At 73.0% G+C, this 13128-nt stretch carries 10 protein-coding genes; 6 read left to right on the top strand and 4 right to left on the bottom strand.

All coding sequences use genetic code 11. The features are described from left to right. Positions 1–92 precede the first annotated feature (92 nt). From ACZ4E1_RS18985 to ACZ4E1_RS18960, 6 genes are all read left to right on the top strand, one after another. Positions 93–1133: a 3-isopropylmalate dehydrogenase gene (locus ACZ4E1_RS18985; RefSeq protein ID WP_467540506.1), complete on the top strand. Its 1041-nt coding sequence runs from the start codon at positions 93–95 to the stop codon at positions 1131–1133. A gap of 256 nt (positions 1134–1389) precedes the next feature. After that, positions 1390–2478, top strand: coding sequence for a branched-chain amino acid aminotransferase (locus ACZ4E1_RS18980; RefSeq protein ID WP_467540504.1), 1089 nt, complete (start codon positions 1390–1392; stop codon positions 2476–2478). Positions 2479–2836: 358 nt separating this feature from the next. Further along, on the top strand, positions 2837–3544 hold the full coding sequence (gene ureA, locus ACZ4E1_RS18975; RefSeq protein WP_467540501.1) for an urease subunit gamma: 708 nt from the start codon (positions 2837–2839) through the stop codon (positions 3542–3544). After that, positions 3541–5253: an urease subunit alpha gene (locus ACZ4E1_RS18970; RefSeq protein ID WP_467540499.1), complete on the top strand. Its 1713-nt coding sequence runs from the start codon at positions 3541–3543 to the stop codon at positions 5251–5253. The genes ureA and ACZ4E1_RS18970 overlap by 4 nt, the downstream gene beginning before the upstream one ends. A 9-nt stretch (positions 5254–5262) precedes the next feature. Further along, positions 5263–6294 carry an agmatine deiminase family protein gene (locus ACZ4E1_RS18965; RefSeq protein WP_467540497.1) on the top strand — a complete coding sequence of 344 codons (1032 nt, stop codon included), beginning with the start codon at positions 5263–5265 and terminating at the stop codon, positions 6292–6294. 17 nt (positions 6295–6311) lie between these two features. Next, positions 6312–6911: a TetR/AcrR family transcriptional regulator gene (locus tag ACZ4E1_RS18960; RefSeq protein WP_467540494.1), complete on the top strand. Its 600-nt coding sequence runs from the start codon at positions 6312–6314 to the stop codon at positions 6909–6911. Here ACZ4E1_RS18960 and ACZ4E1_RS18955 read toward each other — a convergent pair. From ACZ4E1_RS18955 to ACZ4E1_RS18940, 4 genes are all read right to left on the bottom strand, one after another. After that, the gene (locus ACZ4E1_RS18955; protein ID WP_467540491.1) at positions 6908–10510 is read right to left on the bottom strand and encodes a hydantoinase B/oxoprolinase family protein; all 3603 of its coding nucleotides are present in this window, start codon (positions 10508–10510) and stop codon (positions 6908–6910) included. The genes ACZ4E1_RS18960 and ACZ4E1_RS18955 overlap by 4 nt on opposite strands. A 114-nt stretch (positions 10511–10624) precedes the next feature. Then, positions 10625–11494, bottom strand: a complete 870-nt coding sequence (locus ACZ4E1_RS18950) for a 5-oxoprolinase subunit C family protein (protein WP_467540489.1) — start codon at positions 11492–11494, stop codon at positions 10625–10627. Beyond that, a complete protein-coding gene (locus ACZ4E1_RS18945) occupies positions 11491–12177 on the bottom strand; it encodes a 5-oxoprolinase subunit B family protein (RefSeq protein WP_467540487.1) in 687 nt (228 codons plus the stop codon). The genes ACZ4E1_RS18950 and ACZ4E1_RS18945 overlap by 4 nt, the downstream gene beginning before the upstream one ends. Further along, positions 12174–12926 (bottom strand): LamB/YcsF family protein, encoded by a 753-nt coding sequence (locus ACZ4E1_RS18940; protein WP_467540707.1) that lies wholly within the window; start codon positions 12924–12926, stop codon positions 12174–12176. Before ACZ4E1_RS18940 ends, ACZ4E1_RS18945 begins: the two co-directional genes overlap by 4 nt. Positions 12927–13128: the final 202 nt, after the last annotated feature.

The raw sequence follows: 13128 nt of genomic DNA, 5'->3' as shown, positions 1-13128 counted from the left end.
CCGGCCGGTGCCGGGCCCGGACGCCCCCACTTCGACTGTCCGTATGATGGACAGGGCGTGTCATTCCATGGGACCCGGAGTACGGTCGGACCATGTCTCGCAGCATCAATCTCGCAGTGATCCCCGGTGACGGCATCGGCCAGGAGGTCGTGGCCCAGGGACTCAAGGTCCTCTCCGCCGTCCTCCCGCAGGATGTGAAGCTGGAGACCGAGGAGTACGACTTCGGCGCCAAGCGCTACCACGCGACCGGTGAGACCCTCACCGAGGCCGACCTCGACTCCCTCAAGAAGCACGACGCCATCCTGCTCGGCGCCATCGGCGACCCGAGCGTGCCGTCCGGCGTCCTGGAGCGCGGCTTCCTGCTCAAGCTCCGTTTCGCCTTCGACCACCACGTGAACCTGCGTCCGTCGAAGCTGCTCCCCGGCGTCTCCACCCCGCTCGCGGGCCAGCCGGAGATCGACTTCGTCGTCGTCCGCGAGGGCACCGAGGGCCCGTACACGGGCAACGGCGGCACGATCCGCAAGGGCACCGAGCACGAGGTCGCCACCGAGGTCTCCGTCAACACCGCGTTCGGAGTCGAGCGCGTGGTCCGGGACGCCTTCGCCCGCGCCCAGGCCCGCCCCCGCAAGAAGCTCACGCTGGTCCACAAGAACAACGTGCTGACCTTCGCGGGCCACCTGTGGACGAACGTCTTCAACAAGGTGGCGCAGGAGTTCCCCGAGGTCACCACCGACTACATCCACGTCGACGCCGCGACGATCTACCTCGTCACCGACCCGGCCCGCTTCGACGTGATCGTCACCGACAACCTCTTCGGCGACATCATCACCGACCTCGCCGCGGCCGTCTCCGGCGGCATCGGCGTCGCGGCCTCCGGGAACATCAACCCGAGCCGTGAGTTCCCGTCCATGTTCGAGCCCGTCCACGGCTCGGCCCCGGACATCGCGGGCCAGGGCAAGGCCGACCCGACCGCCACGGTCCTCTCGGTCGCCCTCCTCCTGCGTCACCTCGGCTACGAGTCCGAGGCCGAGCGCATCGAGACCGCCGTCTCCGCCGACCTCGGCGAGCGCGGCGACGCCTCCCGCTCCACCGAGCAGATCGGCGACGCGCTCGCCGCGCGAGTAGCCGGCTGACCCGGCGCTCCACCACGTAAGAGAAGCCGCCGGGTCGCCCTTCCGCGCCCGGCAGCTTCTCGTATCACGGCCCCGGGTGCGACCATCAGCCCCGGGCCGCTCCACGCCCCGCACTCGCAGGCCCCGTTCCGAGCACACCCCTCCGCGCGCGATAATCGAACGCGGGCCGCGGTGTACGTGAATGCTCGGACGTCCTAGTACAAGCAGTGCAGGCGTGAGCGCGGTCCGTCACAACCAACGGTGAAGGACACGCATCATGACGACGCCCACGATCGAGCTCAAGCCCTCCTCGACCCCGCTGTCCGCCGCGGAGCGCGAGGCGATCCTGGCCAACCCGGGATTCGGCCGCCACTTCACCGACCACATGGTCACCATCAAGTGGACCGAGGGTCGCGGCTGGCACGACGGGCAGCTCGTGCCCTACGGCCCGCTCTCCCTCGACCCCGCGACGAACGTCCTGCACTACGCGCAGGAGATCTTCGAGGGCCTCAAGGCCTACCGCCAGCCCGACGGCACCGTCGCCACGTTCCGCCCCGACATGAACGCCAAGCGCTTCCAGCACTCCGCCTGGCGCCTCGGCATGCCGGAGCTGCCCGTCGAGACGTTCGTCGAGGCCTGCGACGCGCTCGTCCAGCAGGACCGTGACTGGGTCCCGGCGCACGGCGGCGAGGAGTCCCTCTACCTGCGCCCGTTCATGATCGCGACCGAGGTCGGGCTCGGTGTGAAGCCGGGCAACGAGTACCTGTTCATCGTCATCGCCTCGCCCGCCGGCGCGTACTTCTCCGGCGGCGTGAAGCCCGTCTCCATCTGGCTCTCCGAGGACCGCGTCCGCGCCGTCCCCGGCGGTGTCGGCGACGCCAAGACCGGCGGCAACTACGCGGCGTCCCTGCTCGCGCAGGCCGAGGCCGCGGCCAAGGGCTGCGACCAGGTCGCCTACCTCGACGCCGTCGAGCACAAGTGGGTCGAGGAGCTCGGCGGCATGAACCTGTACTTCGTGTACGGGAACAAGATCGTCACCCCCACCCTGACCGGCTCGCTGCTCGCCGGTGTCACCCGTGACTCCCTGCTCCAGGTCGCCCGCGACCTCGGCTACGAGTCGGAGGAGGGCCGCGTCTCGATCGACCAGTGGCAGGCCGACACGGAGTCCGGCGCCCTGACCGAGGTCTTCGCGTGCGGTACGGCTGCCGTCATCACGCCTGTCGGCACGGTGAAGCGGGCCAGTGCCGAGTGGACGCAGTCCGGTGGTGAGGCGGGCGAGGTCACGATGCGGCTGCGCAATGCGCTGCTGGACATCCAGCGCGGTAAGACGGCGGACCAGCACGGCTGGATGCACAAGCTGGGCTGACCTGTCTGTTCCGACTCTGGGCCGTACCTCCGTCACGGGGGTGCGGCCCTTTGTCGTACCCGGTCTGCCGGCCGGTGGGGGCGGGCCGCGCAGTTCCCCGCGCCCCTGGAAGGCTGCGGCTTCGCCGCGCCTTCCCCCGATGACAGGCGCCCCGCGCCTTTCATCTGGGAGATGCGGCGCGAAGCGCCATGCATCTCAGGGGCGCGGGGAACTGCGCGATCAGCCCCCACCGGGCCCGCACCCGACCACACACCTATAGAGCGGAACTCAAATCGAGCCGCACGACACACGTGCCCCCTCTACCCGTTCCCAGCGGCCAGCGTTAGAGTGGTGTTCTAAACCCGAACGGAGTGCCCCCTTGCGACTGACGCCCACAGAACGCGACCGCCTCCTCCTCTTCGGCGCCGCCGAACTCGCCCGGGCCAGAAAGTCCCGCGGCCTGCGGCTGAACGTGCCGGAGGCGACCGCCCTGATCGCGGACACGGTCTGCGAGGCGGCCCGCGACGGCCGCCGGCTCGCCGAGGCCATCGAGGCGGCCCGCTCCGTCCTCGGCCCCGACGACGTGCTGCCCGGCGTCGCCGACGTGGTCACCGAGGTCCACGTGGAGGCCGTCTTCGACGACGGCTCCCGCCTCGCCGTCGTCAGCGACCCGATCGGCGGCGGACTCGGCGAGGAGGCCCCGGGGGCCCTGCTCCCCGGCCCCGAGCACTCCGACCCGGCCCCCGAGGTCACCCTCACGGTCACCAACACCGCGTCCGTGCCCGTCTCGGTCACCTCGCACTTCCACTTCTTCGAGGCCAACCCCCGCCTCCGCTTCGACCGCCCCGCCGCGTACGGCATGCGGCTCGCCGTACCGGCCGGCTCCTCCGTGCGCTTCGGCCCCGGCGAGAGCGGCGAGGTCGGCCTCGTCCCGATCGGCGGCGCCCGCGTCGCGATCGGCTTCGCCGGACTCGTCGACGGCCCGCTCGACGCCCCCGGCGCCCGCGAGGAGGCGCTGCGCCGCGCCGCCGCCTGCGGCTATCTCGGCGTACCCGACACCACCAGCGACGAGGAGGCCGCCCGATGAGCCGCCCCGGAGGACACCCCGCCGAGGCCCGGCGCCTCACCCCGCACGAGTACGCGGCGACCCACGGCCCGCGCGCCGGCGACCGCGTCCGCCTCGGCGACTCGGGCCTCACCATCCGCGTCGAGTCCGACTCCCAGGAGTACGGCGACGAGTTCCTCGCCGGCTTCGGCAAGACGGCCCGCGACGGACTGCACCTGAAGGCCGCCGCCGTCCGCGACACCTGCGACATCGTGATCAGCAACGTCGTGGTGATCGACGCCGCGCTCGGCATCCGCAAGGTGTCCATCGGCATCCGCGAGGGCCGCATCCACGCGATCGGCCGCGCCGGCAACCCGGACACGCTCGACGGGGTCGACGTCGTCGTCGGCACCGGCACCACGATCGTCTCCGGCGAAGGCCTCATCGCCACCGCGGGAGCCGTCGACACCCACGTCCACCTGCTGTCGCCGCGCATCATGGAGGCCTCGCTCGCCTCCGGCGTCACCACGATCATCGGCCAGGAGTTCGGCCCCGTCTGGGGCGTCGGCGTGAACTCGCCGTGGGCGCTCAAGCACGCCTTCTCCGCCTTCGACGCCTGGCCCGTCAACATCGGCTTCCTGGGCCGCGGTTCGTCCTCCCACGAGGCCCCGCTCGTCGAGGCGCTCGCCGAGGGCGGCGCCCTCGGCTTCAAGGTCCACGAGGACATGGGCGCCCACACCCGCGCCCTGGACACCGCGCTGCGCGTCGCCGAGGAGCACGACGTCCAGGTCGCCCTGCACAGCGACGGCCTGAACGAGTGCCTGTCGGTCGAGGACACCCTGAAGGTCCTCGAGGGCCGCACCATCCACGCCTTCCACATCGAGGGCTGCGGCGGCGGCCACGTGCCGAACGTCCTGAAGATGGCCGGCGTCCCGAACGTCATCGGGTCGTCCACCAACCCGACCCTGCCCTTCGGCCGGGACGCCGTCGCCGAGCACTACGGCATGATCGTCTCCGTCCACGACCTCAAGCCCGACCTGCCCGGCGACGCCGCCATGGCCCGCGACCGCATCCGCGCCGGCACGATGGGCGCCGAGGACGTGCTCCACGACCTGGGCGCCATCGGCATCACCTCGTCGGACGCGCAGGGCATGGGCCGGGCCGGCGAGACCGTCCGCCGTACGTTCGCCATGGCCGGCAAGATGAAGGCCGAGCTGGGCGACCCGGGCGTCGGCCACGACAACGAGCGCGTGCTGCGCTACATGGCGAAGCTGACCATCAACCCCGCCATCGCCCACGGCCTCTCCCACGAGATCGGCTCCCTGGAAGTCGGCAAGATGGCCGACATCGTGCTGTGGCGCCCCGAGTTCTTCGGCGCGAAGCCGCAGCTCGTGCTGAAGTCCGGCTTCCCGGCCTACGGCGTCGTCGGCGACCCGAACGCGGCGACCGACACCTGCGAACCGCTCGTCCTGGGGCCGCAGTTCGGCGCGCACGGTGCGACCCCGGCCGAGATCTCCGTGGCGTTCGTCGCGCAGGCCGCCCTCGACCAGGGCCACGACACCATGCCCACCCGCAGGCGCCGCGTCGCGGTACGCAACACCCGCGGCCTCGGCCCCGCCGACCTCCGCTTCAACACCCGGACCGGCGACGTCGACGTCGACCAGCGCACCGGACTCGTCAGCCTCGACGGCGAGCCGATCCGCTCCGAGCCCGCCGACTCCGTCTCCCTGAACCGTCTCTACTTCCTCTGAGGACCCGCCATGACCTTTGTGATGCCGCCCGAGTGGGCCCCGCACGAGCGGACCTGGATGGCCTGGCCGAGCCCCAACCCGACCTTCGCCGACGACAGCGAGCTGGCCGAGGCCTGCGTCGCCTGGGCCCGGGTCGCCCGCGCGGTGCGCCGCCACGAGCCGGTCACCGTGGTCGTCGGCCCCGGTCAGCTCGACGAAGCCCGCGAACTGCTCGGTGAGGACATCGAGTTGGTGGAGCGGGAGCTCGACGACGCCTGGATGCGTGACATAGGCCCGACCTTCGTCAAGGACACCGAGACCGGCGAACTGGCCGCAGTGGACTGGACGTTCAACGGCTGGGGCGCCCAGGACTGGGCCCGCTGGGAGCACGACTCCAAGGTCGCCCGGCACATCGCCGACCTCACCGGCGTCCCCGTCCACTCGACCGCGATGGTCAACGAGGGCGGCGGCATCCACGTCGACGGCGAGGGCACGGTCCTGCTGACCGAGACCGTCCAGCTCGACCCGGACCGCAACCAGGGCTGGACCAAGGAGCGGGTCGAGGCCGAGGTCCACGCCCGGCTCGGCACGACGAAGGCGATCTGGCTGCCGCGCGGACTCACCGCCGACTACGGTGAGTTCGGCACCCGCGGCCACGTCGACATCGTCGCCGCGTTCGCCGCCCCCGGCGTCGTCCTCGTGCACACCCAGCGCGACCCCGCCCACCCCGACTTCGAGGTGAGCAAGGAGATCCTTCAGGCGCTGCGCGGGCAGACCGACGCCAAGGGCCGCACCCTGGAGATCGTCGAGGTCCCCGCCCCGACCGTCCTCACCGACCCCGAGGACGGCGGCTGGGTCGACTACTCGTACATCAACCACTACCTGTGCAACGACGGCGTGGTGCTCTGCGGCTTCGACGACCCGAACGACGAGGAGGCCGCGGCGATCTTCCGCCGCCTGTTCCCCTCCCGCACCGTCACCCTGGTCGACGCCCGCACGATCTTCGCGGCCGGCGGCGGCATCCACTGCATCACCCAGCAGCAGCCGGTGACCGGACTCTGATCAGGTAGAACGTACACATGACCGCCTCCCGCCGCCGCACCCCGGCCCCGCCCCGCGAGAACGTGCTCGCCGCCACCATGGCGATGATCGCCGAGCGGGGCCTGGAGAAGCTCACCCTGGCCGCGCTCGGCGCCGAGGTCGGCATGAGCAGCGGCCACCTCGCCTACCACTTCGGGTCCAAGGACGAGCTGCTCCTGCGCACCCTGGAGTGGAGCGAGGGCCGGCTCGGCGCGGCCCGCGGCCGGCTGCTGACCGGCGGGGGAGACGCCCGCGAGCGCCTCGACGCCTACGTCGACCTGTACGTGCCCGAAGGCCACCGCGACCCGCACTGGTCGCTCTGGCTGGAGGTGTGGAACCGCTCGCGGAACGCCGACGACGACGCCCGCGACCGGCAGGCCGCGATCGAGGGCGCCTGGCACCGTGATCTGGTGGCCCTGCTCGCCGAGGGGATCTCGCGCGGCGCGTTCCGGCCCGTGGACCCGGACCGGTTCGCGACGCGGCTGCGGGCGCTGCTCGACGGGTTCTCCCTCCAGATCGTGATCGGCCTGCGCGGCGTCGCCCGCGAGCGGGTCATGGACCACGTACGCGAGTTCCTCGACGAGGCCCTGAACCCCTAGGGCGGGCCGTACCCTCCGCCGCCCGGGGTCTCGACGATCAGTACGTCCCCGGTCTCCAGGTCCGCCGAGTCGACGCCCGCCAGCCGCTCCACCGAACCGTCCGCGCGCAGCACGGAGTTGGCGCCCAGAGCCCCCGGCTCGCCGCCCGCCATGCCGTACGGCGGGACACGGCGGTGGCCGGACAGGACGGAGACCGACATCGGCTCCCGGAAACGGATGCGCCGGACCGCGCCGTCACCACCGCGCCGGCGCCCCGCGCCACCGCTGCCCGCGCGCACCGCGAACTCCTCCAGAAGGACCGGCAGGCGCCACTCCAGGATCTCCGGGTCGGTGAGCCGCGAGTTGGTCATGTGGGTCTGCACCACGGGCGCCCCGTCGAAGCCGTCGCCCGCGCCGGAGCCGGAGGCCACGGTCTCGTAGTACTGGAAGCGGTCGTTGCCGAAGGTGATGTTGTTCATCGTGCCCGAGCCCTCCGCCTGGACGCCGAGGGCCCCGTACAGGGCGCCGGTGATCGCCTGGGAGGTCTCGACGTTGCCCGCCACCACGGCGGCCGGGGGCTCGGGCGAGAGCATCGAGCCGTGCGGCACCACGATCTTCAGTGGGCGCAGACAGCCGTCGTTGAGCGGGATGTCGTCGGCGACCAGCGTGCGGAAGACATACAGGACGGCGGCGTTGACCACGGCGTAGGGGGCGTTGAAGTTGCCGGGCAGTTGGGCCGAGGTGCCGGTGAAGTCGATGGTCGCCGAGCGCTGCGGGCGGTCCACGGTGACGCGGACGCGGATGACGGCGCCCGCGTCGGTCTCGTAGGCGTAGCTGCCGTCGTCCAGCGCGTCGATGACGCGGCGCACCGATTCCTCGGCGTTGTCCTGGACGTGCCGCATGTAGGCCTGCACGACGTCGAGGCCGAAGGTGTCGATCATCCTGCCGACCTCCTCGACCCCCTTGGCGTTGGCGGCGATCTGGGCGCGCAGGTCGGCGAGGTTGGTGGCCGGGTTGCGGGAGGGGTACGGCGAATCGGTGAGCAGGCGGAGGGTCTCCCGCTCGCGGAAGCGGCCCTGCTCGACCAGGAGCCAGTTGTCGAAGAGGATGCCCTCCTCCTCGATGCGGCGGCTGTGCGCGGGCATCGAGCCGGGGGAGATGCCGCCGATCTCGGCGTGGTGGCCGCGTGAGGCGACGTAGAAGAGGATCTCCTCGCCCGAGGCGCCGAAGACCGGAGTGATCACGGTGACGTCGGGCAGGTGGGTGCCGCCGTGGTACGGGTCGTTGACCGCGTAGGCGTCGCCGGGGCGCAGGGACGGCCGGCGCCGGACGACCTCCCGGACGCTGGTGCCCATGGAGCCCAGGTGGACCGGGATGTGGGGGGCGTTGGCGACGAGGTTGCCGTCGGGGTCGAAGAGGGCGCAGGAGAAGTCCAGGCGTTCCTTGATGTTGACGGACTGGGCGGTGGACTCCAGGCGGGCGCCCATCTGCTCGGCGATGGACATGAACAGGTTGTTGAAGACCTCCAGGAGGACCGGGTCCGCCGCGGTGTGCGCCTGCGGCCGGGCGGGCGCGGTGACCCGCTCCATGACCAGGTGGCCGCCGTCGTCCAGGGCGGCGCTCCAGCCCTCGTCCACCACGGTGGTCGCGTTCGCCTCCGTGATGATCGCGGGGCCCGTCACCCGGAGGCCCGGTGTCAGCTCCGCGCGCCGGTACAGCGGTACGTCGCGGCGGGCGCCGCCGGTGTGCAGGGCCACCTCGGTCGGCTCCGCGCCGTCGCGCGCGGGCGCCTCGGCCAGGTCGGACAGGTCCGGCGGTTCGGTGACCCCGGTGGCCTCGACGGACAGGGCCTCGACGATCACCGGGCGCTCCAGCGTGAAGGAGTACGTGGCCCGGTGCCGCTCCTCGAAGGCGGCCGTCATCGCCTCCGGTTCGTCCAGGTCGACGGTCAGGGCCGTGTCGGTGCCGTCGTAGCGCAGCTGGGCGCGGCGTGCGGTGCGGATGCGGCGCTCCGGCACGCCCTCGGCGAGGAGTTCGGCGCGGGCGGCCGCCTCCAGGGCGTCGGCGGTCTCCCGTACGCGGGGCATGGCGCCGGGTTCGAGAGGTGCCTCGACGGACTGCTCGCGCATGGCCGTCGTGTCGGCCAGACCGATGCCCAGGGCGGACAGGACACCCGCCATGGGCGGTACGAGGACGGTGCGGATGCCGAGCGAGTCGGCGACCGCGCAGGCGTGCTGGCCGCCCGCGCCTCCGAAGGTGGTCAGGGCGTACCGCGTGACGTCGTGGCCCTTCTGCACCGAGATCCGCTTGACGGCGGCGGCGATGTTGGCGACCGCGATGCGCAGAAAGCCCTCCGCGACCTGCTCGGGAGTGCGGTCGTCGCCGGTGCGCTCATGGATCTCGGCGGCGAGCGCGGCGAATCGCTCGCGCACCAGGCCCGCGTCGAGCGGCTGGTCGCCGTCCGGCCCGAACACCCGGGGGAAGTGGTCGGGCTGGATGCGCCCGAGCATCACGTTCGCGTCGGTGACGGTCAGCGGGCCGCCGCCGCGGTAGCAGGCGGGGCCGGGATCCGCGCCCGCCGAGTCGGGGCCGACACGGTAGCGGCTGCCGTCGAAGTGCAGGACCGAGCCGCCGCCCGCGGCCACGGTGTGGATGTCCAGCATCGGGGCGCGCAGCCGGACCCCGGCGACCCGGGCCATGAAGACGCGCTCGTAGCCGCCGGCGTAGTGCGACACGTCGGTGGACGTACCGCCCATGTCGAAGCCGATGACGTGGTCGAACCCGGCGCGCCGCGACATCCGGGCCATGCCGACGATGCCGCCCGCCGGGCCGGACAGGATGGCGTCCTTGCCGCGGAAGTGGCTCGCGTCGGTGAGCCCGCCGTTGGACTGCATGAACATCAGCCGTACGCCCCGGAGCTGTTCGGCGACCTGCTGGACGTAGCGGCGCAGCACCGGCGAGAGGTAGGCGTCCACGACCGCCGTGTCGCCGCGGGGCACCAGCTTCATCAGCGGGCTGACCTCGCAGGAGAGCGAGATCTGCGGGAAGCCGACCTGCTCGGCGAGACGGCCGATCGCCCGCTCGTGCTCGGGGTACCGGTGGCTGTGCAGGCAGAGGACGGCGAGAGCGCGGATGCCGTCGTCGTGCAGGCGCCGCAACTGAGGGGCGAGCGCGTCGAGATCGGGGGGCACGAGGACCTCGCCGTCCGCGGTGACGCGCTCGTCCACCTCGACGACGCGTTCGTGGAGGAGCTCGGGCAGCACGATCTCGCGGGCGAAGATCTCGGGCCGGTTCTGGTAGGCGATGCGCAGGGCGTCGCGGAAGCCACGGGTGACGACGAGGGCGGTGCGCTCGCCCTTGCGTTCCAGCAGGGCGTTGGTGGCGACCGTGGTCCCCATCCGGACGGCGTCGATCCGGGCCTCGGCCACGGGTACGCCGAGCAGGGCGCGGATGCCCGACAGGGCGGGGTCGCGGTAGCGGGCGGGGTTCTCGGAGAGCAGCTTGTGGGTGAGCAGGCGGCCGTCGGGGCGGCGGGCGACCACGTCCGTGAAGGTGCCGCCGCGGTCGATCCAGAACTGCCAGCCGGGGGCTTCGCCGTCGCTCGGGCGGGGCGCTGTCACGGGGGCCTCCTGCGGGGTGGCCTGGGGGTGTGCCGTTGTTCCTCCCCCCTCCTGCCCCTCCCCGAAACGGTTCCCCGACGAGACGCCCGGGTCGCTGGGGCCGGACGAAAGGCCCTAGCCCGCGTCCGGCACGAAGCGCAGGGGAGTGCCCGGGACGGCCTGGGCCGCCGCGGCCAGGGCCTGCTCCGGGACCACGGCGATCACCGGGTAGCCGCCGGTCGTCGGGTGGTCGTGCAGGAAGACCACCGGGAGACCGTTCGGCGGCACCTGCACCGCCCCCAGCACCATTCCCTCGCTGGGCAGTTCGCCGTCCCGCGCCCGCTCCAGGCCGGGCCCCTGCGTGCGCAGACCGATGCGGTTGCTCTGCGCCGAGACCGTGTAGGCCGCGGTGAAGAAGGTGCGCAGGGCCGCGTCCGTGAACCAGTCGGAGCGCGGGCCCGGGCGGGCCGGCAGGACGAGTTCGGCGGGCGGCGCCGGCCAGGGCGGGGCCTCGGGCAGGGCGGGGGCCGGGCGGACGGCCCGGCCGAGCGGAATCCGGGCACCCTCGGTGAGGGGCGCCGGACCGAGGCCCGAGAGGAGGTCGGTGGCGCGGCTGCCCAGGGTCGGCTCGACGGCCAGGCCGCCGGCGAACGCGAGGTAGCTGCGCAGGCCGGAGGTGGCCCGGCCCGCGTCCAGGGTCGCGCCGGCCGGGACGCGGACCGGGGTGCCCCAGGGGGCGGGGCGGCCGTCGACCGTGACCTGGCACGGGGCGCCGCCGACGACGGCCGTGATGTCCCGGTCGGGGCGGACGGCGCAGCCGGTGAGGGTGGTCTCCAGCGCGGCCGTGTTCTCCGGGTTGCCGAGCAGGCGGTTGGCCAGCCGCAGCGCCGGAGCGTCCAGGGCGCCGGAGCGGGGGACGCCGAGGTGGGCGTGGCCCGTGCGTCCCGCGTCCTGGACGGTGGTCAGGGCGCCCGGGCGGATCACGGTGAGGAGGGTGGGGGTCATGCTGCACCGCCGGGGGAGGCCTTCGTCGTGGTGGACCGGGTGGCCAGGGGGGAGAACCTGACCCGGGTGCCGGGGACGAGCAGGGCCGCCTGGTCCTCGGCCGGGTTCCAGAGGGCTTCCGGGGTCGGGAACGTGCCGATGATCTGCCAGCCGCCGGGTGTGGCGCGGGGATAGACCGCCGAGTTCGGACCCGCCAGGGCCACCGCGCCGGCCGGGACCTTGGTGCGGGGGGTGGCGCGGCGCGGGACGTGGAGGGCGGCGGGCAGCCCCGTGAGGTAGGCGAAGCCGGGGGCGAAACCGCAGAAGGCCACGCGGTACGTGTACGAGGAGTGGCGCGCCGCCACCTCGTCCTCGGGCACCCCCCACAGCTCCGCGACCTCGGCCAGGTCGGGGCCGTCGTAGACCACGGGGAGCGTGATCACCGTGCCGTCGGAGGGTGGCGTCCGCGGCAGGTCCCAGGCCGACAGCTCGCGGGCCAGGGCCGACGGGTCGGGAACGCCGTCGAGGAGCACGGTCGTCGCGCCGGGCACGATCTCCGCGACCGGCGCCAGGGTGCCCGCGGCGCGGCGCCGCAGCAGCTCGGCGTGGAAGGCGGCGGTGCGCTCGGCGTCGGGGAGCTCGACCAGCAGTGCGTGGCGCCCGGCCGGGCGGATCAGCGGGGCCGCACCCGTGCCGGTCCTCACGCGAACGCGCCCACCGTGACGCCGGCCGCCTCCAGGGCGGCCCGGACCCGCGCGGCGATGCGGGCCGCGCCCGGGGTGTCGCCGTGCACGCACAACGACTGCGCCGTGACCGGGACGTGGGTGCCGTCGATCGCGTCGACCCCGCCGTCGACGGCGAAGCGCACGGCCCGGCGCACGACCGCGTCCGGGTCCACCACGACGGCGTGCGGCTCACGGCGTGACACCAGCGTGCCGTGCGCCGTGTACGCGCGGTCGGCGAAGGCTTCCCGCGTGGGGGCCAGGCCCGCCTCCGCGGCGGCGGCGAGCAGCCGCGATCCGGGCAGGCCGAGCACCGGCAGCGAACCGCCGGCGAGGGTGACGCCCGCGACCACGGCCTGTGCCTGTTCCTCGTCGTGCACGGTCCGGTTGTAGAGCGCGCCGTGCGGCTTCACATAGGTGACGGCGGCGCCGGCGGCCTCGGCGAACACGCGCAACGCCCCGATCTGGTACGCCACTTCGGCGGCCAGCTCGTCCGGCGGCACGTCCATCGCGCGACGCCCGAAACCGGCCAGGTCGCGGTAGGAGACCTGGGCGCCGATGCGGACGCCGCGCTCGGCGGCGAGGTCGCACACGCGGCGCATCATGGACGGGTCGCCGGCATGGAAGCCGCAGGCGACGTTCGCGCTGGTCACGACGGACAGCAGGGCTTCGTCATCGGTGAGGGTCCACCGGCCGAAGCCCTCGCCGAGGTCCGCGTTCAGGTCGATCACGGGGGTGATCGGCGCTTCGGGCACGGGGGGCAGGTCCTGGGTCACGCGCTCAACCTAGGCGGTTGTTGAACGATTCGACAAGATGCATATCCATCCCGTTCAGCCCCTTGTTCGATCGTTCAACGATCCCCTATGGTCCGTGCATCCCCCACGGAATCGGACTGTCTGATTCCGTGCCCCTCCCGTGCCCTCCACGCACTGA

Source organism: Streptomyces sp. NPDC025806, assembly GCF_055558275.1.
This window is presented reverse-complemented; position numbering and strand designations above follow the sequence as displayed.

Coding starts and splice junctions, on each gene's coding strand:
- ACZ4E1_RS18985 (WP_467540506.1), top strand. CDS start 93: ATGTCTCGCAGCATCAATCTCGCAGTGATCCCCGGTGACGGCATCGGC.
- ACZ4E1_RS18980 (WP_467540504.1), top strand. CDS start 1,390: ATGACGACGCCCACGATCGAGCTCAAGCCCTCCTCGACCCCGCTGTCC.
- ACZ4E1_RS18970 (WP_467540499.1), top strand. CDS start 3,541: ATGAGCCGCCCCGGAGGACACCCCGCCGAGGCCCGGCGCCTCACCCCG.
- ACZ4E1_RS18965 (WP_467540497.1), top strand. CDS start 5,263: ATGACCTTTGTGATGCCGCCCGAGTGGGCCCCGCACGAGCGGACCTGG.
- ACZ4E1_RS18960 (WP_467540494.1), top strand. CDS start 6,312: ATGACCGCCTCCCGCCGCCGCACCCCGGCCCCGCCCCGCGAGAACGTG.
- ACZ4E1_RS18950 (WP_467540489.1), bottom strand. CDS start 11,494: ATGACCCCCACCCTCCTCACCGTGATCCGCCCGGGCGCCCTGACCACC.